This window comes from Acholeplasma equirhinis (genome assembly GCF_017052655.1).
GTDB classification, from domain to species: domain Bacteria; phylum Bacillota_I; class Bacilli_A; order Acholeplasmatales; family Acholeplasmataceae; genus Acholeplasma; species Acholeplasma equirhinis.
This window is the reverse complement of sequence record NZ_JAFIDC010000001.1, coordinates 437045-462308: the sequence shown is the minus strand read 5'-3', so window position 1 is coordinate 462308 and position 25264 is coordinate 437045. Positions and strand designations below refer to the sequence as shown.

The 25264-nt window shown below is 31.9% G+C and carries 23 protein-coding genes and 1 other annotated feature; of the genes, 3 read left to right on the top strand and 20 right to left on the bottom strand.

What is annotated here, in order from left to right; all coding sequences use genetic code 11:
- Positions 1 to 23: 23 nt before the first annotated feature.
- From recD2 to nadD, 4 genes are read right to left on the bottom strand one after another with little or no spacing between them, the layout of a single operon-like run.
- A complete protein-coding gene (gene recD2, locus JV173_RS02130; protein ID WP_205734645.1) occupies positions 24 to 2273 on the bottom strand; it encodes an SF1B family DNA helicase RecD2 in 2250 nt (749 codons plus the stop codon).
- Positions 2273 to 3409 (bottom strand): tRNA 2-thiouridine(34) synthase MnmA, encoded by a 1137-nt coding sequence (mnmA, locus tag JV173_RS02125; RefSeq protein ID WP_205734644.1) that lies wholly within the window; start codon positions 3407 to 3409, stop codon positions 2273 to 2275. Before mnmA ends, recD2 begins: the two co-directional genes overlap by 1 nt.
- Positions 3410 to 3417: 8 nt before the next feature.
- Positions 3418 to 5262 carry an NAD(+) synthase gene (locus JV173_RS02120; protein WP_205734643.1) on the bottom strand — a complete coding sequence of 615 codons (1845 nt, stop codon included), beginning with the start codon at positions 5260 to 5262 and terminating at the stop codon, positions 3418 to 3420.
- A complete protein-coding gene (nadD, locus tag JV173_RS02115) occupies positions 5259 to 5825 on the bottom strand; it encodes a nicotinate (nicotinamide) nucleotide adenylyltransferase (RefSeq protein ID WP_205734642.1) in 567 nt (188 codons plus the stop codon). The genes JV173_RS02120 and nadD overlap by 4 nt, the downstream gene beginning before the upstream one ends.
- Positions 5826 to 5968: 143 nt before the next feature.
- On the opposite strand from nadD, the gene JV173_RS02110 reads away from it, so the two are divergent.
- Together JV173_RS02110 and JV173_RS02105 are read left to right on the top strand one after the other, a co-directional pair.
- The gene (locus JV173_RS02110) at positions 5969 to 6742 is read left to right on the top strand and encodes a lysophospholipid acyltransferase family protein (RefSeq protein WP_205734641.1); all 774 of its coding nucleotides are present in this window, start codon (positions 5969 to 5971) and stop codon (positions 6740 to 6742) included.
- Positions 6729 to 7145 (top strand): Fur family transcriptional regulator, encoded by a 417-nt coding sequence (locus JV173_RS02105; RefSeq protein WP_205734640.1) that lies wholly within the window; start codon positions 6729 to 6731, stop codon positions 7143 to 7145. Before JV173_RS02110 ends, JV173_RS02105 begins: the two co-directional genes overlap by 14 nt.
- Here the strand turns inward: JV173_RS02105 and rsmH are convergent.
- The 8 genes from rsmH to hrcA form a co-directional block, all read right to left on the bottom strand.
- The gene (rsmH, locus tag JV173_RS02100; protein ID WP_205734639.1) at positions 7140 to 8036 is read right to left on the bottom strand and encodes a 16S rRNA (cytosine(1402)-N(4))-methyltransferase RsmH; all 897 of its coding nucleotides are present in this window, start codon (positions 8034 to 8036) and stop codon (positions 7140 to 7142) included. The genes JV173_RS02105 and rsmH overlap by 6 nt on opposite strands.
- Positions 8037 to 8099: 63 nt before the next feature.
- Positions 8100 to 8291, bottom strand: a complete 192-nt coding sequence (rpmF, locus tag JV173_RS02095) for a 50S ribosomal protein L32 (protein WP_045749276.1) — start codon at positions 8289 to 8291, stop codon at positions 8100 to 8102.
- Positions 8292 to 8303: 12 nt separating this feature from the next.
- On the bottom strand, positions 8304 to 8735 hold the full coding sequence (locus JV173_RS02090; RefSeq protein WP_205734638.1) for a YceD family protein: 432 nt from the start codon (positions 8733 to 8735) through the stop codon (positions 8304 to 8306).
- Between the two features lie 64 nt (positions 8736 to 8799).
- Positions 8800 to 9789 carry a lipoate--protein ligase gene (lplA, locus tag JV173_RS02085; RefSeq protein WP_205734637.1) on the bottom strand — a complete coding sequence of 330 codons (990 nt, stop codon included), beginning with the start codon at positions 9787 to 9789 and terminating at the stop codon, positions 8800 to 8802.
- Positions 9790 to 9837: 48 nt separating this feature from the next.
- Positions 9838 to 10956 carry a molecular chaperone DnaJ gene (gene dnaJ / locus JV173_RS02080; RefSeq protein WP_205734636.1) on the bottom strand — a complete coding sequence of 373 codons (1119 nt, stop codon included), beginning with the start codon at positions 10954 to 10956 and terminating at the stop codon, positions 9838 to 9840.
- 56 nt (positions 10957 to 11012) lie between these two features.
- Complete coding sequence (gene dnaK / locus JV173_RS02075; protein ID WP_205734635.1) at positions 11013 to 12824, bottom strand: molecular chaperone DnaK; 1812 nt, start codon at positions 12822 to 12824, stop codon at positions 11013 to 11015.
- Positions 12808 to 13362: a nucleotide exchange factor GrpE gene (gene grpE / locus JV173_RS02070; RefSeq protein ID WP_205734634.1), complete on the bottom strand. Its 555-nt coding sequence runs from the start codon at positions 13360 to 13362 to the stop codon at positions 12808 to 12810. Before grpE ends, dnaK begins: the two co-directional genes overlap by 17 nt.
- Before the next feature lie 8 nt (positions 13363 to 13370).
- The gene (hrcA, locus tag JV173_RS02065; protein ID WP_205734633.1) at positions 13371 to 14393 is read right to left on the bottom strand and encodes a heat-inducible transcriptional repressor HrcA; all 1023 of its coding nucleotides are present in this window, start codon (positions 14391 to 14393) and stop codon (positions 13371 to 13373) included.
- Between the two features lie 157 nt (positions 14394 to 14550).
- Here hrcA and plsY point away from each other — a divergent pair, with 157 nt between their 5' ends.
- Positions 14551 to 15258, top strand: a complete 708-nt coding sequence (gene plsY, locus JV173_RS02060) for a glycerol-3-phosphate 1-O-acyltransferase PlsY (protein WP_205734632.1) — start codon at positions 14551 to 14553, stop codon at positions 15256 to 15258.
- Between the two features lie 28 nt (positions 15259 to 15286).
- On the opposite strand, the gene JV173_RS02055 is transcribed toward plsY, so the two are convergent.
- The 8 genes from JV173_RS02055 to lon all read right to left on the bottom strand — a co-directional run bounded on the left by JV173_RS02055 (position 15287) and on the right by lon (position 25252).
- Positions 15287 to 16072, bottom strand: a complete 786-nt coding sequence (locus JV173_RS02055) for an alpha/beta fold hydrolase (RefSeq protein ID WP_205734631.1) — start codon at positions 16070 to 16072, stop codon at positions 15287 to 15289.
- A gap of 10 nt (positions 16073 to 16082) precedes the next feature.
- Entirely contained in the window at positions 16083 to 17315 is a 1233-nt protein-coding gene (locus tag JV173_RS02050; protein WP_205734630.1) for a bifunctional folylpolyglutamate synthase/dihydrofolate synthase, read from the bottom strand.
- Entirely contained in the window at positions 17308 to 19896 is a 2589-nt protein-coding gene (locus JV173_RS02045) for a valine--tRNA ligase (RefSeq protein WP_205735431.1), read from the bottom strand. The genes JV173_RS02050 and JV173_RS02045 overlap by 8 nt, the downstream gene beginning before the upstream one ends.
- On the bottom strand, positions 19865 to 20419 hold the full coding sequence (locus JV173_RS02040) for a GNAT family N-acetyltransferase (protein WP_205734629.1): 555 nt from the start codon (positions 20417 to 20419) through the stop codon (positions 19865 to 19867). The genes JV173_RS02045 and JV173_RS02040 overlap by 32 nt, the downstream gene beginning before the upstream one ends.
- A 40-nt stretch (positions 20420 to 20459) precedes the next feature.
- Positions 20460 to 20670 (bottom strand) — a binding site (T-box leader).
- A gap of 17 nt (positions 20671 to 20687) precedes the next feature.
- The gene (locus JV173_RS02035) at positions 20688 to 21323 is read right to left on the bottom strand and encodes an NAD(P)-dependent oxidoreductase (protein WP_205734628.1); all 636 of its coding nucleotides are present in this window, start codon (positions 21321 to 21323) and stop codon (positions 20688 to 20690) included.
- Positions 21324 to 21337: 14 nt separating this feature from the next.
- Positions 21338 to 22282 carry an L-lactate dehydrogenase gene (locus tag JV173_RS02030; protein ID WP_205734627.1) on the bottom strand — a complete coding sequence of 315 codons (945 nt, stop codon included), beginning with the start codon at positions 22280 to 22282 and terminating at the stop codon, positions 21338 to 21340.
- Entirely contained in the window at positions 22269 to 22871 is a 603-nt protein-coding gene (gene yihA, locus JV173_RS02025; protein ID WP_205734626.1) for a ribosome biogenesis GTP-binding protein YihA/YsxC, read from the bottom strand. The genes JV173_RS02030 and yihA overlap by 14 nt, the downstream gene beginning before the upstream one ends.
- A 71-nt stretch (positions 22872 to 22942) precedes the next feature.
- Entirely contained in the window at positions 22943 to 25252 is a 2310-nt protein-coding gene (lon, locus tag JV173_RS02020; protein WP_205734625.1) for an endopeptidase La, read from the bottom strand.
- Positions 25253 to 25264: the final 12 nt, after the last annotated feature.

The following is a 25264-nucleotide window of genomic DNA, read 5'->3' as shown; positions in this document are numbered from 1 at the left end:
AATTTCAAGTTAAAATTCCTTTCTTAGTTCATAAAGTCATATGGACTTAATCCAGCTGTTGGATCTTCATCTTCTAAATCTTCTTCAACATCTAAATCAAAGATTGAATTATCTTTAATTAATAAACGATCTTTTAATTTAGTTCTTCTTGTTTCAACGAGTTGATTTGCAGCATATTTTAATAGATTCATATCACCCATGATAAATAAGAATTTCTTAGCACGCGTAATCGCTGTATAAATAAGTTCTTTTTTTAACATATGTAAGTAACTTCTCATAATTGGTAAGAATACAATTTTATACTCTGAACCTTGAGATTTATGAATTGAAATGACATAAGCTAAATTTAAATTCTCTAAATCAGATTGTTCATAAAATACAACTGTTTCATCAAATTTAATTTGTAACACGGGTAAACCTTTTTCATTTTTAAAGATTTTTTCCACAACACCAATATCACCATTCATGATGTGTTTCTCATTATCGTTTAAGAGTTGAATTACTTTATCACCTTCATAATACGTTTTATCACCATAGGTGACTGATACACCTTTTTGATAATTCTTATTGAAATTTTTCTGAATTTCATGATTCATAACATCAATTCCAAGATCACCTTTATATTGAGGAATTAATACTTGAATATCTTCGATTAAGTCATAACCTTTTTCAATCGCACCTTTAATTTGATTAATGATCACACGTTTAATTGTTGCAGCATCACCATTATAAAAAATGACATCTTGGTGTGAAATAAATTCTTCATTTGTTAAGTTTTGGTTATTAACTTCTCTAGCGAGTTTGATAATGTGTGAATCTTTCGCTTGACGATGGATTTCATTTAATCTGATTACTGGAATTTGATTGCTAGCAATTAAATCTGCTAGAACATTACCAGGACCTACAGAAGGTAATTGATCTTCATCACCAACAATAATGATTTGTGCATCATCATGAATCGCAGAAATTAAACGTTCTGCTAAGAAGATATCAATCATTGATGCTTCGTCAACAATGATTAAATCTTGAATTAAGTGACCATATTGCATACTGTTATTTTCTAAATCATAGATACCTAAATGTGAATGAATTGTTCTTGCTTCAAATTTAAGTATTTCTTTCATTCTTTTTGCAGCACGCCCGGTAGGTGCCATTAATGCAATTTGATCTCTTGCGTCAGGGTTTTTAAGATTAATCTTATGATAACTTGCATAAAGAGATAGTAAACCATCGATTAAAGTTGTTTTACCTGTACCCGGTCCACCTGTAATAATTGAGATAGGATTGACCATTGCTTCTAAAATGGCTTCTCTTTGACGTTCAGTATAATCAATGCTCTTTTGAATTGCAATCTGTGTAAGTAATAAGTCAAGTAAATCTTTATCCAAGTTTCTCTTTTCTTTTTGAATAAAGTTACGTACTTTTTTAGCAATTTCTATTTCAGTCCAGTGAATTGATTTTAAGAAATAGTTTCCATTTTCTTCAATAATTCTTTTTTCTGAAATTAAATCTTCTATTGCTTCTTTATAATCTAACTCTAAATTTAAAAGCTTGTCTGTTTTTAATTTTAATTCATCGTAATCAACATAAAGATTACCTTCAGATGCTGCTGTTGTTTTTAAGATATGTGTGATTGCAGCCTTCACTGTTCTGATATCATCTTTTGGTATACCAATTTTTTCAGCAATACCTGCTGCTTTAATAAAACCTATACGATCAACTTCATACATTAATCTAAATGGATCTTGATTGATAATATCTAACGTTTGATTACCATATTGTGTGTAAAGTTTTCGAATAATTCTTTGAGATAATTCATATTCGTTTAATGCGACATATGTACGATATTCGTTTTCTTTTTCAATTAATGTTTTTCTCAAAGATACACGTTTGATAGGATTTAAAATTGGTGCTAACACATCTGCATCTTCAATAATTAATTTAACTGCATCCATACCTAATAAATCAACGATTTTTTCTGCTGTTTTTGGACCAATGCCTGAAAAATCATCGCTTGATAAATAACGAACTAATCCACTTTCTGTTGTATCAACTAAACGTTCCCAACTTTCAACTTTAAATTGTTTACCATATTTAATATGATTAGTGAGTTCACCTGTAAATTCATACATAATTTCTTCGTTAAGCAATGGAAAATAACCGACAATAGTTAAATTCTCCTTATTGTCGGTTTCGAGTTTTGCGATGACATATCCATTTTCATCGTTTCTATATATATATGATTTGATATAACCTTTTACTTTTTCACTCATTAGCTGTAAAGACGTTTTTCCCCTTGTGAGTATACTTCATGAATAAAACCTGAACCAACACATTCTTCACCATCATAAATTGCACAGACTTGTCCAGGTGTCACTGCTCTGATTTTTTGTGGATAATCGACACGAATTGTATGATCATCTAACCAAGTTAATTCAATATCTTGGTCTGGTTGACGATATCTAAATTTAGCTGTAAATTTACCACTTCTTTTTTCACCACGCCAAACAACATCTGTAATTATCGCAGAATCACTGTAGGCATATGGATGTTCAAATCCAGGTTCAACAAAAAGTGTATTTGTTAATAAATCTTTACCTACTACAAACCAGGCATCAGTTGATTCATGAGATCCACCAATACCTAAACCTTTTCTTTGTCCGATTGTGTAGTTCATTAAACCATAATGTGGCTTGATGTATGTGCCATCAAGTCTTCTCATATCACCAGCTTTAGCGGGTAAATAGTTTGATAAAAATTCATTAAAATGTCTTTCACCAATGAAACAGATACCTGTTGAATCTTTTTTCATTGCAGTGATTAAACCTGCTTCTTCTGCAAGTTTTCTAACTTCTTTCTTATCTAAGTGCCCAATTGGGAATAACACATTCTTTAATTGATCTTCACGCAGTTGTGATAAGAAATATGTTTGATCTTTATTGTTATCATGTGCTCTTAATAATCTTGGATATTTACCGCTATGATCAATTTGTGCATAATGTCCCATAGCAATATAATCTGGATTAAATTTTACTGAATAATCAACAAATGCTTTAAATTTAATTTCATTGTTACATAAGACATCAGGATTCGGTGTTCTATTTTTATTGTATTCATCAATAAAATAAGAGAAAACACGATCCCAATATTCATGAATGAAGTCAACTCTATGTAAGGTAATGCCTAAATGGTCAGCAACCTTTTTAGCATCTTGATAATCTTTTTCTTGTTCGCAGGTTTCATCATATAAGGTCGGATTGCCTCTAAAATCCATATTGGTTGCAGAATCCCAGTTTCGCATAAACACTGCTTCTACATCATAACCTTGACGTAGTAAAAGCAGTGCAGCAACTGATGAATCAACCCCACCAGATAAACCCACTAATACTTTTTTCTTTTTGTTTTCCATATAACTACTTACTTTCTTTTCATTTCAGAAGGTAATCTTAATTCACCTCTTGGTGATAAAGATACTTGTAAAACTTTTGGTCCTTCTGGCATCACTTGGCGTTTATATTGTTGAGAGAAAAATCTATCGAAGAATCTTTCTGAATATTTCATAGATTCCTCTTTACTTAAATTAAATGCTCTTTCAACTAACCAAGCACACTTATTTAATCCTGCACCACTCACTAAGAAATGATAAAGGATAAAATCATTTATTAAATATTTACCAATACTATCTTCTGTTGATTGGCCTTCTTTAAGCTCGGGTGAAATTGGACGACCTAAAATATTTTGAAGTGTCTTTCCAACGTCCTTATAATCATTTTTGCTATGATAATCAATTAATGCTTGCACGAGTGTTTTTGTAATACCTGCATTGACATTATACATACTCATATGATCACCATTGAATGTCATCCATCCAAGTGCAATCTCACTCATGTCACCAGTCCCTAAAACAAAACCATTGTATTGATTTGCTAAATTCATTAAATATAGTGTTCTAATTCTTGCTTGGACGTTTTCATATGTAATATCTTTAGACCCGTCATGCTCTAACCCTTTAAGGTGTGTTTCAACATCTTTTTCAATTGGAACCTCAAGTGCTGTAACACCGATACCTTCCATTAAATTGATTGCATCACTTTTTGTAGCATGTGATGTAATTTTAGTTGGTAAAGTAACAGCAATGATATCTTTAGTATCACGTCCTAAACGTTTCATCGCTTGATGTGCAACTAAAAGTGCTAGTGCACTATCTAAGCCACCTGAAATACCAACGACGATTTTTGCAGTTTTCAAACTTCTTAACTTACCTAATAAACCTCTAATTTGAAGTTCATTCGCAAGTCTTAAACCTTCCTCATCTTTAGGAATAAATGGTAATTGCTCTAAATCTTTTTCAAATTTATAATCATTTGTCTCTAAAAAAATAACTTCAATTTTTGGAATTGAAACATGTTGGAAAAGTTGTTCGTCACGGAAAGTAGCATCCATTCTTCTTTGATATCTAATAGCTTCAATATCTACATCAACATATAAAAATTCGTTTGTTTCAAAAAGGTCAGATTCAGCAATGAGTTCCCCTAAACTTGCTGCAAGTTTATGGGCTGAAAAAATAACATCAGTTGTTGATTCATATGGACCACTTGATGTATAAAGATATGCACCTTGTTGTTTTCTTGACGCATCTAATACTGTCATTCTTCTAATATCTGGTTTACCAACATATTCAGTTGATGCAGATAAATTTAACATTAAATGCGCACCAGCAAGTGCTAATTCATCACCAGGTGTTTGTATAGCCCACATATCCTGACATATTTCTACACCAAATGAAATATCAGCATTTATATCACTAAAGATCATTCGACCAAATGGTACCTTTTGACCTAGAATATTCACTTCATTAAAATGAGATTGGAATCCTGATTGGAACCAACGTTTTTCATAAAACTCTTTTGTATTCGGTAAGAAATATTTAGGTATTAAACCTTTAATTTTACCTTGTTGAATTACTGCTGCAACATTATATAAAACGTCTTGAATTTTAGCAGGAAAACCAAGTACATAAACACCTTGATAAGTAGTTTTTGTAATAATTTCTTGAAGTGCTTCTAAAGTTTCATCAATATAAGATTTTTGATAAAAGAGATCTCCTGAAGAATAACCTGCAACACATAGCTCAGGTAACAATGTTAAAGCAGCCTTTGATTGATTTAATAAATCAACAATTGGTTTTACATTTAATTTTGGATTACCAACGGTAATTTTTGGTGTTGTAAGTGCAACTTTTAAATATCCGTGTTGTGTCATAAGTTTTCTCCTTGATAAAGTTTCTCTTTTTCAATGTAGTTTAGAACTTCTTCTTTAAGATCGGTTTTATATTTGTGAAATTCTCTTCTAATTCTAGAACTTGATATGTCACTATCAAAATAAAATTTATAATATGGTGTTTGGAATCTTTCGAAAATTGTATAATCAGCAAGGTATTTACGTCTTGAGATAACTACAAACCCAAATTCCTTTAATAATTTTTCATAATTAATCCATTTATCTAAATTAATTAAATTATCTGTGCCTAAGACAAAATATATCTCTTGATATGTTTTACTTAACTCTTCTAATAATGCATAAGTACCTTTAAAATCTGGTTTATCTTCTGCATCGGAAATTAAAATAGCTTCATCATTTTCAAACATATTTTGAAGCATTGTAAAACGATGTTTAAATGAAACGAGTCCTTGTTTCCATGTATATGAATTACCTACAGGAACAATAATAATCTTTTCTGGTTTAAACGTTAATTTTAATTGTTCGACGATTTCAAAATGTGCTTTTGTAGGCGGATTGAACGTACCACCATAGACTAAAACCATAATTTCACCCTAATTTATTATAACATGTAAGTTAACTTTACTTATTAGTAAAGTAAATCTACGTATTTTTCTTACAATATTTATATCAATCAAATTATAAATAATGGTATAATTTATATAAATAATCTTCGAGGGAATAGACAGTGGATAAAAATAATCAAAACCGCGTAGAACACGACTATCAAACAATTTCTGCGAAACCTGTAGAACTAAAAAAAGATTATAATTTCTTTAACCATAATCCATTTTTTAAAATGTTGTCTTTTTTTGTTGTCTTGTTGATTAAAATATTTGTCTTTTTCATATACGGGAAAGTTTTTAGAGGCCTCAAAATAAGGGGAAAGAAAAATTTCAAACATCTTAAAAAAGATAGATTTATACTTGTTTCAAATCATATGCATGTCATGGATGCAGTATGGATTGGTGCTGCTATTTTCCCTAAAAAAATCTATGTTACGATGTTACAATCAAATTTAGGTTTACCTGTTGTTGGTAAAATCTTACGTGTTGCTGGTGGTATTCCAATTCCTGAAACTAAAGATCATATGATTAGATTCTTAGGTGAACTTAAGACTGAACTTTCAAAAAAAACACCAGTACTTGTCATGCCTGAAGCTGCGATAAAACCTTACCATGTAGGTATTCGTAAATTTTTATCTGGTGCATTCCGCTTTGCTGTTGATACAGATAGTAAAATCTTACCAATTGTTTATATTTATAAAAAACCTAAGGGATTATTCAAATATATTAAGAAAAAACCTTGGTTAGAAATGCATGTTTTAGATCCAATCACTCCAATCATTGGGCAAACAAGTAAAGAGTCACTAACACTTACAAAAGATTATGTACATTCCGTGATGTCAAAACATTTTAATACTTACTCTGATTTAAAGGAGGACGGTTATGAAGAAAAATGAAATCCTTTCTGAAGGAAATCGCTTCACTAAAGCAAGAAAAGCTCTCCTTGAAATACTTGTAAATCGTCATTTGACTTTTAAGGAACTTCAAAATGAACTAATAAAAAAGGGCTTCAAAAACGTCTCAACCCTTTATAATAATTTAGAATTCTTTTTAGAAAATGGACTCATTATTGAATTTGATATTGATGGTGTTAAATACTATGATTTAGGTAAAGATAACCCTTATCACGATCAAAACTCTCATCTTCATCTTGCAACAAAAGATGAACACGGTAAAATTACAATTTCTGAACTTGATTATCCAGAAATGTATGATGCGATTAAATCACATCCTGTATTCAAACATTATGATATTGAATCTGTAAGAATACTCGTTACTGGTTCAAAGAAAAAATTATGATTTTTCAGCCACTCTAAGTTTTGCGGAGTGGCTTCTTTTATTTAATTCAAGTTCTTCTTTTGAAGGGTCGATACCCTTTCTAGAAACAAGATTTAAAGGTGGTTTTGGTACATTTCTAATATCAACATTTTTAGGGAGATTTATTTCACTATTTGTTTTCATGAAATGTTTTACGATTTTATCTTCAAGTGAATGGAATGTGATACATGCAAGTCGACCACCAGGTTTTAAAAACTTCAATGATTGGGAAAGCACTGTTTTTAATACTTCTAATTCTTGGTTAACTTCAATTCTTAATGCCTGGAACACACGTTTAGCTGAATGACCTTTAGAATCCCGATTCACGATATCTGTAATCTTAACTAAATCAAATGTCGTTTCTAGTGGACGTCTTTTTATAATCATTTTGGCAATTTGATATGCATTTTTCTCTTCGCCGTATTCTCTAAAAATACGTGTTAAATCTTCTAAACTGTAATTATTTACAACATCTTTTGCAGTAAATGTTAACGTTCTATCCATTCTCATATCAAGTTCATGATCTTTAAGATATGAAAAACCTCTTGTCTCATCATCAATTTGGAAAGATGATAATCCAAGATCCATTAATATACCATCGACTTTAGTAACACCTAATTCCAACAACTTTGACTTCATTTCTTTGAAGTTAGCGTGAATAATCGTTTTATTCTTGAATGCTTTTAAACGTTCTTCTGCACGTGAAATGGCGTATAAGTCTTGGTCAAATGCATAAAGGTGACCAGTCTTAAGTCTTTTGAGAATTTCAAAGGAGTGACCACCACCGCCTAATGTTAAGTCGACATAAATGCCATCTTTTTTAATATTTAAATTTTCAATTGATTCTTGTAGTAAGACTGAAAAATGTTCCATATTTACCTCATAACTATTATACCAAAGAAAAAAGCACTTCATTCGTGCTCTTTCTTAAAAGGTTTATTTAGTTTCTTTATTTTTCTTTTCTAAAACTAATTGACCTTTGTAATATCCGCTGTTTGGTGTAACGCGGTGTGGTAATGTGAATTCACCAGTTTGTGGATCAACAACGATTGTTGGAGTCTTTAACTTATAGTGAGAACGACGACGACCTTTAGATCCTTTACTGTGTCTTCTAAAAATTGCACCCATGCAATTCACCTCCTATTTGGTATCTATTTTTAACGCTTGAAAAGCAGGATGCCCACTGCCTTCAGATTCATCAATATAATCTTTTGCAGATTCATGATAAACAAAAGGTTCTTTTTCCAAGAGAATTTCAGCAAATATGATTTGATCTAAGTCAATCGTATCACTTAAATAATAATCATACGTTTTATCATCTTTTGAGTAGATAATTTCCGTTTCAAACTCTAATGGATAAGTTACAGGTAATAAAGTTCTTGCACATTTTTGAATGACTGTTAAGTTTACTGCTAAGTTTAATTTAACTTCTTCAAATGATTTAAGAATTTTACCACGGACTAAAACATCCTTTAATTCGATTAAATCTACAGACTCATTTAAGAAACTGTTAAGATTTAAAGTTTCTTCAATTGAGGTCAGTTTTTCTAGTTCTTTAACGATTAGCTTCATAAAATCACCTCAACCTGCTTTATTATATATAAATGTTATTTATAAGTCAATGCTTAGTACTTAATTAGACATTTAAAAATGCATCTTTAAACAAATCAATCAAATCTTGGTCAATAGATCCTAGAATATACTCAGAAATAGGGTGATTTTCACATACTTTTTCTAAGAATTTAAATGTGTATTTTTGACCAACTAAAGCATCTTCAAATGGTTTTAAATCTTGCAATTCAAAAAAGTCACCGTGAATTTTTGCATGTTCAATGATACCTTCTTTGATGTCTAATTTTAATTCAAATCCACCCCACGAAAATCTCTTCTTTAGGACTTGAGTAAACGGTGGTTGAATTTGATATAAAAACTCATCTGTCATATAGTATTGTGCATCCTTCCAAAGTTTTTCAACTTCAGCTTCGCTCAATTCATAGACTTCGTCTGTTAATTCATTTTCAAGATATTCTATCAACGCATCATGTGACATACCATTTAGATATGGCTTTAAGTTATTCACTCTTGAACGAACTGATTCAATACCTTTTGAAATTAGTTTTTCATCTGGTGGGTTAAGTGCTCTAACCATTGTCTCAATGTCTAAATCATACATCATAGTGCCATGCATTAGCATACCATTTTTATTTTGTAAAAAGGCATTTCCTGATACTTTTTTTCCATCTAAAAGAATATCATTTCTACCACTGAATTCAAGATTTACACCTAGTTTTTTAAATGCATCGATGATTTTTCCAAGATATTTTTTGAATGAAAATCCTTCAGGAGATCGCTTTGTAATAATGGTAAACATGGTGTTGTTTTCATCTGCATAAACTGATCCACCACCGGTTGGTCTTCTAAATACTTTGATACCATGTTCCTTGACATATGGAAAGTTCACTTCATTTTCAATTACTTGATTTTTACCTGAAATAATACCTTTTAAACGCCATGTAAAAAAGTATGTTTCATCACCTTTTAAAAGCTCATTTAAAATGTAATGTTCTAAGGCATAATAAAAGAATGGTTCATAGTTTCCTTCGTTGTGATGTTTTACTAAAATCATTGACTTCACCTCTTACTTTATTATACTAAAAAAAAGAGGCTAGGCCTCTTAATTTGTAAAAAATTCTTTAAATTTTTCCCAAGTTGTTTTTTTTCTGTTTCCGTCTAACTTACCAAGTTGTTCAAAAATCTTACGTTCCTCTGAAGATAAGTTCTTCGGTGTTTCAACTTGTACAACTACATGTTGATCACCTTTTCTACCAGAACGAACATCTTGAATACCTTTATCTTTAAGTCTTAAAACAGTTCCTGATTGAATACCCGCTGGTATCGATAAGTCAACTTTTCCATAAATTGTTGGAACTTCTACCTTATCTCCAAGTGCAGCTTGGGCAAATGTAATTGGTAAATCCAGAACAATTTCATTTTTTTCACGTTTGAAGATTTTATGTGGTTTCACCTTGAAAGTGATGTAAAGGTCACCTGATTCTGCACCTTTTTTACCTCCATGGCCATAACCTGGTACACGAAGTGTCATACCATCATCTACGCCAGCAGGGATTTTAACATCTACATTTTTCTTAGTTCTTGTACGGCCTGAACCTGAACAAACATGACATTTATTTTTAATAGTTTGACCTTTACCTTGACATTGAGGACATACAGTTTGTGTACGCATAGTACCTAAAATAGTGCGTTGATCTACATTAATATATCCTGCACCATGACAACGACTACATACATCAACATCTTTACTTGATTCTGCACCGGTACCATGGCAATGATGACAATCTTCAGTTAATTCAACTTCAACTGCTTTTTTAGTACCTAGAACAGCTTCCATGAAATCAATTGTCATGCGCATTTGAATATCATCACCTTGACTCTTTTCACGGCGTTGTTGTCTACCACCGCCACCAAAGAATGAATTGATGATATCTTCAAAGCCACCAAATCCTCCTGCACCACCAAAACCACCAAAGCCTCCAAATGGATCTCCTTGTGCACCAGCATGTCCAAATTGGTCATATTGGCTTCGTTTTTGTGGGTCATTTAACACATCGTAAGCTTCTTGTACTTCCTTGAATTTGGCTTCAGCATCTGGTTCTTTATTCACATCTGGGTGATATTTCTTCGCAAGCTGTCGATATGCTTTTTTTATTTCTTCAGTTGAAGCAGTCTTGGATATACCAAGCACTTCATAATAATCTCGTTTTTGTTGTGCCATAATACCACACCTTTATTTCATATAGGATGAAGCAGGGCATTTAACCCTGCTTATTGTTAGTTTTTGTCAGTAAATTCAGCGTCAACAGTGTTGTCACCGTTGTCATTAGATTGACCTTTATCTTTGTTTACTTTTTCATAAGCTTTAATAGCAATTGATTGGCTAGCTTTGACAAGTTCATCTTTTTTAGCTCTGATATCATCTAAATCTGAACCTTTTAATGCTTCTTCTAATGAAGAAATTGCTGATTCAACTTGTGATTTTTCATCTTCAGTTACTTCTTGACCTAAATCTTCAATTGCTTTTTTAGCTGAGAAGATGATATTATCTGATTCATTACGTAAATCAGCTTCTTCTTTACGTTTTTCATCCGCTTCTTTATTTTCTTCAGCTTGTTTGATCATCTTTTCGATTTCTTCTTTAGATAATCCACCATTACCGCTAATTGTAATCTTTTGTTCTTTATTTGTACCTAAATCTTTAGCACGTACAGAGACAATACCATTCGCATCAATATCAAATGTAACTTCAATTTGAGGAATACCACGTGGAGCAGGTGGAATATCTGTTAATTGGAATCTACCTAAAGTCTTATTATCTTGAGCCATTGGTCTTTCACCTTGTAAAACGTGAATATCAACAGCTGGTTGATTATCTGATGCAGTTGAGAATACTTGAGATTTTGATGTAGGAATTGTTGTATTTCTTTCGATTAATTTAGTAAATACACCACCTAAAGTTTCAATACCAAGTGATAATGGTGTAACGTCTAATAATAAGACATCTTTAACATCACCCGCTAAGACAGCACCTTGAATTGCAGCACCCATAGCAACAACTTCATCAGGGTTTACTGATCTATTTGGTTCCTTACCAAATTCTTTAATAACTAATTCTTGAACAGCTGGAATACGTGTAGAACCACCAACCAATAATACTTGATGGATATCATTGTTTGTTAATTTAGCATCTTGTAATGCACGACGCACTGGACCTAAACAGCGATCAACTAAATCTTTAGTGATCTCATTGAATTTAGCACGTGTTAGAGTTTGTTCTAAGTGTAATGGACCAGCAGCTCCCATCGTAATAAATGGTAGAGAAATTGTTGTTGTTGTCGCTGAAGATAATTCTTTCTTAGCTTTTTCAGCAGCATCTCTTAAGCGTTGTAAAGCCATTTTGTCTTGTAATAAGTCAACACCTTGTTCTTTTTTGAATTCTTCTGCAAGATAACGATATACTTTTTCATCGAAGTCATCTCCACCTAAACGGTTGTCACCTGCAGTTGATACAACTTCAAATGTACCATCAGCTAAATGTAAGATTGATACGTCGAATGTACCACCACCTAAGTCAAAGACTAAGATAGTCTGTTCTTTTTCAGTTTTATCAATACCATATGCTAAAGCTGATGCCGTTGGTTCGTTAATAATTCTTCTAACATTTAAACCAGCAATTGTACCAGCATCTTTAGTTGCTTGACGTTGCGCATCGTTGAAATATGCAGGAACTGTAATAACTGCATCTGTTACAGTTGCACCTAAATAATCTTCAGCTGTTTTCTTTAAATTTTGTAAAATGAATGCTGAAATTTGTTGTGGTGTGTATTTTTTACCGTTAATGTCAACTGTGTAATTCATATCACCCATATGACGTTTAATACTGTAAATCGTATTTGGGTTAGTAATCATTTGACGTTTAGCGATTTCTCCAACTAAAACCTCATCACCTTTAAATGCAACGATAGATGGTGTAGTTCTACCACCTTCAGCATTTGTAATTACTTTTACTTCTGATCCTTCCATTACGGAAACACATGAGTTTGTAGTACCTAAGTCAATACCAATAATTTTATTTGTCTTCGCCATTTTCATCACTCCATTCGTTAACTTTAACCATGGCTGGTCGTAATATTCTATCTTTAAACATATATCCTTTTTGTAATACTTCTAAAACTGTTCCATTTGGTTTTTCTTTATCAGATGTTTTTTCAATTGCATAATGTGCTTTTGCATCAAATTGTTCACCTAATGCTTTAATTTCTTTCACACCTTCTTTTTCTAAAACTTGTTCAAATTGATCTTTAATCATTTTGAAACCAATTAAGAAGTTTTTTAACATATCGTTATCGGTGTTAAATTCTACTATTTTAGAAAACTGTTCATATGGAACAAGTAATTCCATTGCAAAGTTACTTGCTGCGTATTTGCGATCAATAATTCTTTCTTGATCAATTCGCTTTTTAAAATTTTCTGCATCTGCTAAAGTTCTTAAATATTTGTCATTAGCTTCTTTAAGTTGAGCTTCTAATTCTTCAATCTTAGCTTCTAATTTTGATTTTTTTGCTTTTTTTGAAGTGTTTTCTTGAGTAAGCTTCTCATCTTTAATATCTTGATTTTCTGCCAATTTAATCACTACTCCTCATCTTTTTTATATAATTTTGCCAAATTGGCTGCAATATATTCCAATAATGGAATGACTTTCTTGTATGCCATACGTGATGGACCTAGTAATGCGATTGTTCCTTTTTCTTCATTACTGATTTGATAGGGAACCGAGACAATTGTCATTTGATCCATAGGAATAATTTCCATATCGGATGAGAATCTAATTGATAATCCATCTTCATTACCAATTAGTTTGACAATTTCTCTTCTTTCCATCATATCCATGAATTTTTTAATATGATTCACATTATTAAATTCTGGTTGTTCAAACACATTCGTCATACCAGATAAATAGAATGAATCTGATGCAAATTTACTAAATGCTTGAATAAAAGAATCAATAATTTGGGCTTGATACGTCATAAATGCATTGAGTTCTTGGGTTGCTTGTTCACTCTTAAGAATCTCAATCGCTTCATTTAATAATCTGTCTTTTAATAAATCATCAAGTGTTTTTATAACTTCTTTCAATTCAGATACGGATGAATTACCCGATAAATGAATTTGTTGATGTTGCACATGACCTTGATCAGTTACGATTAAGATCACTGCATCTGAATCAGATAATGGGATAAAATCAATGCGTTTAATTTTAGCTTCATTACTGTCAGGTCCAACTGCAACAGCTGTATATTTAGTAATTTCACTCAATAAATTGAGTGCTTCTTGCACCGCTTTATCACGAGCCAATGTGTTTTTCGCAAATATTTCATCAACTAATGGAAATACTTTTGCAACTTCTGAGTCTCTTGTTACTAGATTATCTACATAATATCTATAACCTTTATCAGAAGGTACTCTACCTGATGAAGTATGCGTTTTTTCTAAATAACCTAATTCTTCAAGTAATGCCATATCATATCGCAAAGTTGCACTTGAAAAATCTAAATAAGGAAGATTCATCAGTGTTTTTGATCCTACAGGTTCTGCTGTTTCTTGATATATTTCAATAATTGCCTTTAGAATCAGTTTTTGACGTGAAGTCAGCATATTATCCCACCTTTTAGCACTCACCATTGTTTTGTGCCAATATCATTGTATCTTATTTGATTAGCACTGTCAACAATAATGTGCTATTTTAACAATTTGTGCAATATGATTATAAATCATAATTATATGTTATAATGAGTTTCGAGGTAAGAGAATTATGCAATTTTTATATATTTTAATCGCGTTAGTTATTTCATATTTAATTGGATCAATCCCATTTGGGTTTATTATTCCAAAAGTATTTAAGAATATTGACATTAGAGACCACGGTTCAAAAAATGTTGGTTCAACGAATGTTATTAGGGTCTTAGGACCAAAATATGGTATACCTGTATTTATTCTCGATTCAATTAAAGGTGCACTTCCAATCGTAATCGCAAGATATATACTAGGTTTTCCAGAGTTGAACTTAATTGAACTCGGTGGTTTAACGTTTGATATCGTGGTATTATATGGTGCTGCATCTGCAATTGGACATATCTTTTCTATATATATTGGCTTTAAAGGTGGAAAAGCAGTTGCTACTGGTGTTGGTGCAATTATCGCACTAAATCCAATCGTTGGATTACTTGGTATTGCAATCTTCTTCTTAGTCGCATTTACAACAAAATATGTGTCAATCGGTTCGGTTGTTGCAACATTCATGGTTGGTGTTATGATGTGGATTTCAGTATTGATTCCAGAAGCCTGGATTCCAAGTCAAAATCTGATACTCACATATCAAGCTCAAGTAATTAATTTATCACTTGTAACTTTACTTGTAGCATTTGTTATTTATAAGCATAAGAAAAACTTCATCCGTTTGATGAATGGTACCGAAAATAAAATTGGTCAAAAGAAAAAATCATTAGATGATAAAAAATAAAAGATGCTGTAAGCATCTTTTTTTAATGTTATTTTTTAACTTGTTTATTTAACCAATCAATAATTGTTTGAGCAACTTCTTCAGTCACAGTATCGTGCTGTAAATTATGATAACCACCATCAATTAACTTTAAAGTCTTATCAATATTGCCCAATTTCTTCATGAAATTTTGGCTTTGTGAATAATCAACCAACTTATCTTCCGTGCCATGCACAATAAGTATTGGTTTTTTTATTTTATCGACATTTTTATTTAATAATTTAATACCAGTTCTCATGATATTTCCAGTTAATCTTAAAGTGAAATATTTGAGTGCATAAGGATCTAAATTATCTGAAGGTGGAAAATGTGATAATCGATCATCATTAAAATCCGTTTTAAATTTCAAGAAACCAAATAGTTGATATGGAATTACATTGAATGGTCCTAAACTTGTTGGTTCAGTTGGACTTGCAAGAATAATCGATCCATCATAATCATCATGTAAAGTCGAATATAAATTCGTAATGATGCCACCCATCGAATGTCCTAATAGATAAACTGGTAAATCAAAACTCTTCTTAGTGTCTAAAACTAATTGATATAAATCATCTGTGAAATTAAAAACAGACTTAATATCCCCTCTTTTACCTTGGGATTTTCCATGACCACGAACATCATATAATACAACGTTGTAGCCACCTTCATTTAATAAGTCTGCTAGTTTTCTATAATAAACAGAGTGTAATGCAATTCCGTGCGTAATAATAACTGTTGCCTTTGCTTTGGTAACAGTTTGATTTTCTGTATATATCATGGATTGGTTAATTAACATAGGTCTCACCTTATAGATACGGAATAATTTCCTTTTTCATGTACCCAATAAAGTGCAAACTCCCAGTTATGATAACTAAGTCATTTTCTCTTTTGTTTTTGATTAAGTTTTTCAAAGCTTTTAATGGATCTATTTCAAAATTATAAGGGAGTTTTTCTAAAGTTACATAACGAGTATCCGGAAAAGCAGTCGTTGTGATAGTGGAGACATGCGGTTTTAACGCATCTAACATTGTTAACGGCTCTTTATCAGATAATGCACTAAATAGTACATGTATATTATACATCTTAAATACAGAATGTAAAGATATAATGAGTGCATTTATTGCATGCATGTTATGTGCACCATCAATAATCACACCGTCTAACACTGTTTCTAAACGTCCAGGATAAATAGTTTTAGATAATCCTCTAGAAATTAAGGTGTCATCAATTTCTGGATATAAATATCTAACAACCTCAATAGCAAGCGAAGCATTATATTTTTGATAATCACCTAACAGTGATAGTTCATATTGTTTATTATCATATTCGATTATGTATGGATAATCTGAAATTGTCTTGATCATTTCATCAGTAATTAATTGATAAGTTGCACCAACATTTTGACAATGAGCAATAACTTGAGCATGTTGTTTTGGATCAATTGTTGTAATTAAATGATGATTTTTCTTTACAATTCCAAGTTTATTATAGGTGATTTTTTCAATCGTATCACCTAACTGTTTAGTATGTTCTAAACCGACATTCGTGATGACTGAAACATCATAATCTAAAATATTTGTGGAATCAAGTAAACCACCAATACCAACCTCTATTACCATCACATCAACTTTTTCTTCTGCAAAATATTTTAATGCAGCAAGAGTTAAAAGTTCAAAGAATGAAAGTGTTTCTCCACTTTCTCGTTTATAATTTTCATTAAGTTCGTAAATCTCATTTAATAATTTTAAGAATGCTTCATCCGTAATATTTTGATTATTAAGTTTTATACGTTCATTAAATGAAATGAGATAAGGTGATGTGAATGTACCAACTTTTAAACCTGCTTCGACTAAAACAGTTGTTGTATACATACAAACGGAACCTTTACCATTTGTACCTGTCACATGAATTTTATTAATTCCACTAAAGTCTAAAGAGAGCATTGCGAGTGCTCTCTTTATGTGGTCTAAACTTACTTTTGGTCTAAATTTAACTTGGGTTTCTACCCAGTTTTTAGCATCATTTAGTGTATTAAACATGATTCTCTAGTTTCTTGAGGACATCTTCATATTGTTTAAGATAGTCTTCATATTTTTGTTTTTCAACATCAAGTTTTTCTTTTGGAGCTTTAGCTAAAAAGCTTTCGTTTGATAATAAACCTTTAGAACGTGCAATTTCTTTCTCTAAAGTATCTTTTTGTTTTAATAATGCTTCTTTTTCAGCTGCAAGATCGATTAATCCTTCTTTTTTAACATAAATGTTAATATTTGCTCCTGCAACTAAAACAGATTTGTCATCTGTTTTATTCAATTCAAAGTTTAATTCTTCTGTATTTAAGAATTTTATGAAGTATACTTCATATTTTTTCATTGCATCAAGTAAACTTTGATCTCTAAATGAAAGTGAAATTTTTAACTTTTTAGATGGTATTACTTTGTATTCTGCACGTAAATTACGTACCTTAACAATCGCATCAGCCATTTCATTAAATTGATCTACACTATCAAAACGATATTCTGGTGTTGGCCAATCTGAAACCATGATTGATCGTTCATCATAAATATCTAAGAAAAGTTTTTCAGTAACAAATGGTATGAATGGATGCATGAGTTTTAGGATTGCTTTTAAGACATATAAAAGTACAGCTTGTGTATTTACTTTTAATGCTGGATCTTGTAATGAGACTTTTGCTAATTCTAAATACCAACTTGCAAATTCATCCCAAACAAAGTTTTGTAAAACTCTGGAAACTTCATTAAATTCATATTTATCATAGAACTTATCTGCATCTTCAATGACATTTGAAAGACGAGTTAAGATCCACTTATCAATCATTGTTAATTTAGATGCATCAATCTTAACATTGATATCATCAATGTTCATTGTAACAAATCTTGTAATATTCCATAGTTTGTTAATTAAATTCCAAGCAGCTTCAACCTTTTTAATATCATAACGTGTATCCATACCTGGTGCTGAATTTGATACGATAAAGAATCTTAACGCATCAATACCATATTCAGCGATAACATCCATTGGATCGACACCATTGCCTAAAGATTTACTCATCTTTCTGCCTTGTTCATCTCTAATTAAACCATGCAGTAAAACTGTTTTGAATGGGTCTTTACCTGTAAATTCTAAACCTTGCATCATCATTCTAGCTACCCAGAAGAAAATGATGTCATAGCCTGTTACAAGTACATCTGTTGGATAGTATCTTTGATATAAAGGATCTTTAATATCTGGCCAACCTAATGTTGAAAACGGCCAAAGTGCAGATGAGAACCATGTATCAAGTGAATCCTCATCTTGAACCCATTCTTCACCAGGTGACTCAACTTGAACTTTAACTTCATCACCTTTAAACCAAGCAGGAATTCTATGACCCCACCAAATTTGACGTGAAATTGTCCAGTCATATATACCAGTTAACCAGTTTTCAAATGTCTTTTTAAATCTTTCTGGAACAAATTCAACCTTATGGTTATTTAACACTTGTTCAGAAAGTTCTTTCATACGAACAAACCATTGTAAAGATAATCTAGGTTCAACCATAACACCTGTACGTTCTGAGTAACCAACTTGGTGAACATAGTCTTCAATTTTTTCTACTAAGTTAATATCTTTTAAATCTTCCATCACTTGTTTTCTGCATTGAAATCTATCCATACCTTGGTATTTGAATGCCATTTCGTTCATCTTACCAGATTCATCCATACAAAGCGGCATAGCAAGATTGTGTCTAATACCAACTTCAAAGTCGTTAGGATCATGCGCAGGTGTTACTTTAACAACCCCAGTACCAAATGACATATCAACATAACTATCTGCAATAACTGGGATTTCTACTTTAGTTCCAGGAATTGTTACAAGTTTACCAATATATTTTTGATATCTTTCATCCTCAGGATGAACCATTAATGCTTGGTCTGCAAACATCGTTTCAGGACGTGTGGTTGCAATGACCATATAACCAGAACCATCAACAAATGGATATCTTAAGTGATAAAGTTTACCTTGTGTTTCTTCATATTCAACTTCAATATTAGAAAGTGCAGTCTTAGCTTCAACATCCCATTGAATAATACGGTTACCACGGTAAATCCAACCTTTTTCATAAAGTTTAATGAATACTTCATTAACTGCTTCATTTAATTTATCATCTAATGTAAAGCGTTCTTTAGAATAGTCAACTGAAAGTCCTAATGCAGCCCATTGTTTTTTAATGTGACCAGCATACTCTTCTTTCCATTCCCAAGCTTTTTCCATGAATTTTTCACGACCCATGTCATGACGTGATAAACCTTGTGCTCTTAAGCGTTCATCAATTTTGGCTTGAGTTGCAAGTCCAGCGTGGTCCATACCAGGTAGATAAAGTGCATCAAAACCTTGCATACGTTTACGACGAATAATAATATCTTGTAATGTGTTATCCCAAGCGTGACCTAAATGTAATTTACCGGTAACGTTTGGCGGCGGAATAACGATAGTAAATGGTGTTTTTCTTTGATCTTTTCCAGCTTTAAAAAACTCATTATCTAGCCAGAACTGATAACGACCTTCTTCAACTTGTTTAAAATCGTACTTAGTTGATAGTTCTTTTTTCATTTTGGAAATAGTCCTCCTTTGTCATTTTGTAATACCACAATTCTGATATTTCAGGATTTTCAATAATTGTTTTATGGGTTTTATATTTAAAAGTGAAACCACACTTTTCGATTACTTTTTTACTTGCAAGGTTGAAATCTGCATGTGAGACCATTAAATAATCAAACTTTAACATAGTGAATGCATAATCGATAATGATTTTCACTGCTTCTGTCATATAACCTTTATTCCAATAGGTATCATCCAGTGCAAATCCAATTTCACAACCTTCACCATTCACTTGATCAATTTGTCTATTATGAAATCCAATTGTACCCACCATCACATCATGTGGTTTGATCGTAATCGCAAATATATTTTCTTCTCTAATGAATAAATCCAAGACTTTTCTCGTTTCATCTAAATTTTGATGTGGAAACCATCCTGCAGATGGCCCGACACTTGGTTTAGATGCATAATAGAAAAACGAGACAAGATCAGATTGTCTTGGTGGTCTTAAGATAATGCGTTTGCCGATTAATTCAGGTAACATACCTTTCACCTCTTAAAAGAAAAAGTCCCTAGACTTATAGTCTAAGGACGAATAAATTCGCGGTACCACCTTAGTTCGCAACATATGTCGCGCACTTCATTCATGGATAACGGCACAACCCGATTTTAGTTACTTAAATTTTCACTAAAATAGCTCCATGACGACTTTCATTATTTACAATCAAGTTTTTCACCAACCAACTTGTCTCTTAAAGCTGTAAAATAATTACTCCTTCACTTCAATGCTTTATTATATTATATCTAAAATGTTATTGATATGCAATGGTAAAACGTGACCCTAAATGCTTTGGATTCTCAACTTCATCTAAGATTGCATACGCTAAATCTTGAACTGAAATTCTAGACTCTAAATTGCTATCATAAAGTAAATGATCTTTACCAATTCCAAACTTTCCAGTTCTTTCACCTTCGATAAGTTCTGCTGCAGGTGAAATAAATGAAACTTGAAGTGATGAATCATTTTTATACTTTTCATAAACTGCATCTGGTCCCTCTAAAGCTTTTAACCAAGGTTTAGGAAAGAATCCCTGTCTAACTGTTTCACCATCATATTGAATAAGTGTTGTTGCACCAATGACAACAACGATTTTTTTATTTAATTTTTTAACCGTATTAAAGATCACTTCATAACCATCTAAATAACGTTCTTTTTGAGCAACATGGTAATAACCAGGATTATATGCCGAAATAACGTAATCTGCTTTTTCAATGATTTTTTCAAAATCACTTACATCAAAGATGGTCATTTTATGCTGAGTTAAATTATCTCTTTCAGCAATTTTGTTTCTTCGATAGATTGCATCGACTTGATGTCCTCTTAAAAGTGCTTCATTGACCACTTTTTCACCGACAAATCCAGATGCACCAATCACAACGATACGCATAGATTTTCCTCCTGTTATTTTTCTAATGTTGATGCTTTAAGTATGCCTTTAATAATATTTGCAGATTCTTCAAAAGCAATTTGTTCATCTGCATCTAAATCAAATTCTAAAATTTTAGCAACACCACTTCTACCAATCACTGTCGGTGTTGAAATATAGACATCATCAACATGATATTCACCTGTTAAATATGAAGATGTTGTTAGAATCGATCTTTCATCTCTTAAAATGGCTGTACAAATTCTTGCAACTGCAACAGCAACTGCATAATTTGTATAACCTTTTCTTTGAATGATTTCATAAGCTGCGTTTTTAACTTCAGCAGCAATTCTAGTTTTAAAGCCTTTTTCTTTGATTTTTTGACTCTTAAAATATTCGTCAAATGTAATCACACCAATGGTAGTCTTTGAATATACAGCAATTTCACTGTCACCATGTTCGCCAATGATGTAACCATGTACGTTTCTTGCATCAATATCAAATGCACGACCAATTGCTGACTTAAAACGCGATGTATCAAGTACCGTACCTGAACCAATAACTCGCTCACTAGGGAAACCTGAAATCTTCCAAGTTACATAGGTTAAAATATCCACCGGATTTGATACAACAAGTAAAATTGTGTGAGGATTATACTTAACAATTTCTGGAATTAATTTTTGATAGATTGCGATATTTTTATTGACTAAGTCAAGTCTTGTCTCACCAGGTTTTTGAGCAGCACCTGCAGTAATAACAACAATATCAGAGTCTTTAGTATCTTCAATTGATCCAGCAACAACATCAACTGGTGCCACTAAAGAAGTCCCTTGGAAAATATCCAAGGCTTCACCCTCTGCTTTTTTATGATCTATATCATACATTACAATATCTGATGCGACTTTATTCATCATAAGTGCAAACGCTGTTGCTGCACCGACATTACCTGCGCCAATAATAGAGATTTTATTCGTTTTCATTCTGAGTCCCCTCTTTAAAATAGATATTTTCAATTTCTAGACTTAAATGATCAATATTTATCTTGTCTTCACTGGATGTATAATATATTTTTTGTCCTTGAGTATATAAAGATTCGATTACTTTTCTTTGTTTTTGACGGCGTGTTGTTGGAATCTTGTCATATTTAGTAGCAACAATCACAAGTGGAATATCAAGCGGTAACAAATTACGATAGATTTCTAAATCATCTAAAGTAGGTCCCACTTTAAAATCTATCAATAAAAAAATCTGCTTTAAATTATGATTTTTCTCAATAAATGATGTAATCATTTTTAAGAATGTTGCTGTTTGAGTTTTGCTACGTCTTGCATAACCATACCCTGGTGCATCCACTAAATATAAACTCTTATCAAGCAAGAATAAATTGAGTGTAATTGTTTTACCAGGTGTTGCTGATACACGCGCTAAATTCTTTCTATTTGTAAGTGCATTAATCAATGATGACTTACCTACATTTGATCTACCAAGAAGTAAAATGTGCGGCAAATTATCATTTGGAAGATTGTCTCCTCCAACGACTGAAGTTATAAATTCTGCGTTTTTAATCATCTAATCACCACTTTCTATTTTACCATGTAAACCGTAAAAAATGGATGTATCTTCTACATCCATTCTTATCTTTACTTTAATGCGTTTTGGAATACATCTGAGATTTTTTCTACTGGGATAATTTTAAGTTCATCTCTAACTTCTTGTGGAATATCTTCGATGTCTCTTGTATTTTCCTTTGGAATAAGAATTGTTTTTAATCCACTTCTGTGTGCTGCAATTGCTTTTTCTTTTAATCCACCAATTGGTAGAACGTAACCACGAAGTGTAATTTCACCTGTCATACCAACATCTTTTTTAACAAATTTATTAGATGCAGCTGACATGATAGCTGTTGCCATTGTAACACCTGCAGATGGACCATCTTTTGGAACGGCACCTTCTGGAACGTGAACATGGAAGTCATTTGTTTCAAAAATTGTAGGATCTAAATTATATTCAGCGGCATGTGATTTCACATAAGATAGGGCAGTCATTGCTGATTCTTTCATGACATCACCTAATTTACCTGTTAAAACAAGTTGACCTTTACCCTTATAATAAGTTACTTCAACAGGTAATGTGTCACCACCAAATGCTGTATATGCTAAACCTGTAACAACACCAATTTGTTCTTGCTCATCAATCATATTATGATTGAATTTAGGTTTACCAATATATTTTTGAACATTTTCTTTGTTGATTGTTACAATGTTAACTTCACCCATTAAGATTTCTTTAATTGCTTTACGAACTAAAGATCCAATGTAACGGTTAAGTTCACGAACACCTGCTTCTCTCGTATAGTGACGAATAATGAAGTAAATTGTTTCATCATCAATATTGAATTTTTCTTTATCAAGACCATGTGCAGAAAGTTGTTTAGTTAATAAGTGATTCTTGGCAATTTGAACTTTCTCATGTTCTGTGTAACTTGATAATTCAACAATTTCCATTCTGTCACGAAGAGGAGCTGGAACATTTTCTAAATAGTTAGCAGTTGTAATAAATAATACTTGTGATAAATCATATGGTTCTTCTAAATAATGATCTGAGAATTTAGAGTTTTGTTCTGGGTCTAAAACTTCAAGCATTGCAGAAGCAGGGTCACCTCTATAATCACTTGCCATCTTATCGATTTCATCAAGTAAGAAGACTGGATTAACAGTACCTGCATCTTTCATACCTTTTAAGATACGACCAGGCATTGCCCCTACATACGTTCTTCTGTGACCTCTGATTTCAGATTCATCTTTAACACCACCAAGTGATTGTTTAACAAACTTACGTCCAAGTGCTTCAGCAATTGAAATCGCAAGTGATGTTTTACCAACCCCAGGAGGTCCGTAGAAACATAGAATTGTCTGTGGATTTCTACCAGTCATAATTTTAACAGCTAGATATTCAATAATTCTTTCTTTGACCTTTTCTAAGCCGTAGTGGTTTTTATCTAATTTTTCTTGTACCTTTTGTAGTACATTTAAGTCTTTACTTGCTTTCTTCCATGGTAATGCTACTAAGAAATCAAGGTAAGTCTTAATAATTTGACTTTCTGCCATTGCAGAAGGTGTTGATTGATAACGTGATAATTCTTGAAGTGCTTTTTCTTCTATATTCTTAGGCATTTTAGCCTTTTTAATCGCTTCTCTTAAAGCATCGATTTCATCTTCTTTTTTCGCTTTATCACCAAGTTCGTTTTGGATTGCACGCATTTTTTCTCGAAGATAATATTCTTTTTGATTTTCATCAATTGCTTTCTTAACATCATCATTAATTCTTTGTTCCAAATCAGCAATCATCTTTAACTTAGAAATGTCTTCTAAAATTAATTTTAAGCGTTTATTTAAATCGAGTTCTGCTAAGTATTTATACTTTTCAGTATCTTGAGTTCTTAAATTAAATGCTAAAATGTCTGCTAATTTTTCAACAGATAAACCTGATTGAAGTTGTTCATTGGTTTGTTGTGCATTATTAAGTAATTGATTGCCATTAGCAAGTGTTTCAGTTGCAATCATTTTGATCAATGTCGCTTCTTCATCTTGATTACCAACGATTGTATTAACTTCTTCATAATCAGCAACAAAATAAGGATCCGTTAAGAAATATTCATTCACTCTCACACGCGATACAATATTAAATTTGACTTTATAATTGTCATTTGGCAATTTAATCTTCATTGCAACTTTAGCTAGTACACCGTACTTTTCAATGTCTGCTGTCGTTGGATTTTCGATTAAAGGGTTCTTTTGAACAAGAATCAGTACGAAAGATGAGAAACTTTTTTCAGCTTCTTCAATGGCTCTAAGGGATACTTTTCTTCCAACTTCAATTCGAAAATCATTGTTGGGAAGAGGTACGATACCACGGACGATAACGGCCGGTAAACTTGTTTGTAATTCCATATAATTTCATCC

Coding starts and splice junctions, on each gene's coding strand:
- plsY (WP_205734632.1), top strand. CDS start 14,551: ATGCAATTTTTATATATTTTAATCGCGTTAGTTATTTCATATTTAATT.
- yihA (WP_205734626.1), bottom strand. CDS start 22,871: ATGATTAAAAACGCAGAATTTATAACTTCAGTCGTTGGAGGAGACAAT.
- JV173_RS02040 (WP_205734629.1), bottom strand. CDS start 20,419: ATGTTACCTGAATTAATCGGCAAACGCATTATCTTAAGACCACCAAGA.
- nadD (WP_205734642.1), bottom strand. CDS start 5,825: ATGGTTTTAGTCTATGGTGGTACGTTCAATCCGCCTACAAAAGCACAT.
- recD2 (WP_205734645.1), bottom strand. CDS start 2,273: ATGAGTGAAAAAGTAAAAGGTTATATCAAATCATATATATATAGAAAC.
- dnaJ (WP_205734636.1), bottom strand. CDS start 10,956: ATGGCACAACAAAAACGAGATTATTATGAAGTGCTTGGTATATCCAAG.
- JV173_RS02050 (WP_205734630.1), bottom strand. CDS start 17,315: ATGTTTAATACACTAAATGATGCTAAAAACTGGGTAGAAACCCAAGTT.
- JV173_RS02120 (WP_205734643.1), bottom strand. CDS start 5,262: ATGACACAACACGGATATTTAAAAGTTGCACTTACAACACCAAAAATT.
- JV173_RS02030 (WP_205734627.1), bottom strand. CDS start 22,282: ATGAAAACGAATAAAATCTCTATTATTGGCGCAGGTAATGTCGGTGCA.
- dnaK (WP_205734635.1), bottom strand. CDS start 12,824: ATGGCGAAGACAAATAAAATTATTGGTATTGACTTAGGTACTACAAAC.
- rsmH (WP_205734639.1), bottom strand. CDS start 8,036: ATGGAACATTTTTCAGTCTTACTACAAGAATCAATTGAAAATTTAAAT.
- rpmF (WP_045749276.1), bottom strand. CDS start 8,291: ATGGGTGCAATTTTTAGAAGACACAGTAAAGGATCTAAAGGTCGTCGT.
- lon (WP_205734625.1), bottom strand. CDS start 25,252: ATGGAATTACAAACAAGTTTACCGGCCGTTATCGTCCGTGGTATCGTA.
- JV173_RS02035 (WP_205734628.1), bottom strand. CDS start 21,323: ATGCGTATCGTTGTGATTGGTGCATCTGGATTTGTCGGTGAAAAAGTG.
- JV173_RS02090 (WP_205734638.1), bottom strand. CDS start 8,735: ATGAAGCTAATCGTTAAAGAACTAGAAAAACTGACCTCAATTGAAGAA.
- mnmA (WP_205734644.1), bottom strand. CDS start 3,409: ATGGAAAACAAAAAGAAAAAAGTATTAGTGGGTTTATCTGGTGGGGTT.
- hrcA (WP_205734633.1), bottom strand. CDS start 14,393: ATGCTGACTTCACGTCAAAAACTGATTCTAAAGGCAATTATTGAAATA.
- lplA (WP_205734637.1), bottom strand. CDS start 9,789: ATGATTTTAGTAAAACATCACAACGAAGGAAACTATGAACCATTCTTT.
- JV173_RS02105 (WP_205734640.1), top strand. CDS start 6,729: ATGAAGAAAAATGAAATCCTTTCTGAAGGAAATCGCTTCACTAAAGCA.
- JV173_RS02055 (WP_205734631.1), bottom strand. CDS start 16,072: ATGTTAATTAACCAATCCATGATATATACAGAAAATCAAACTGTTACC.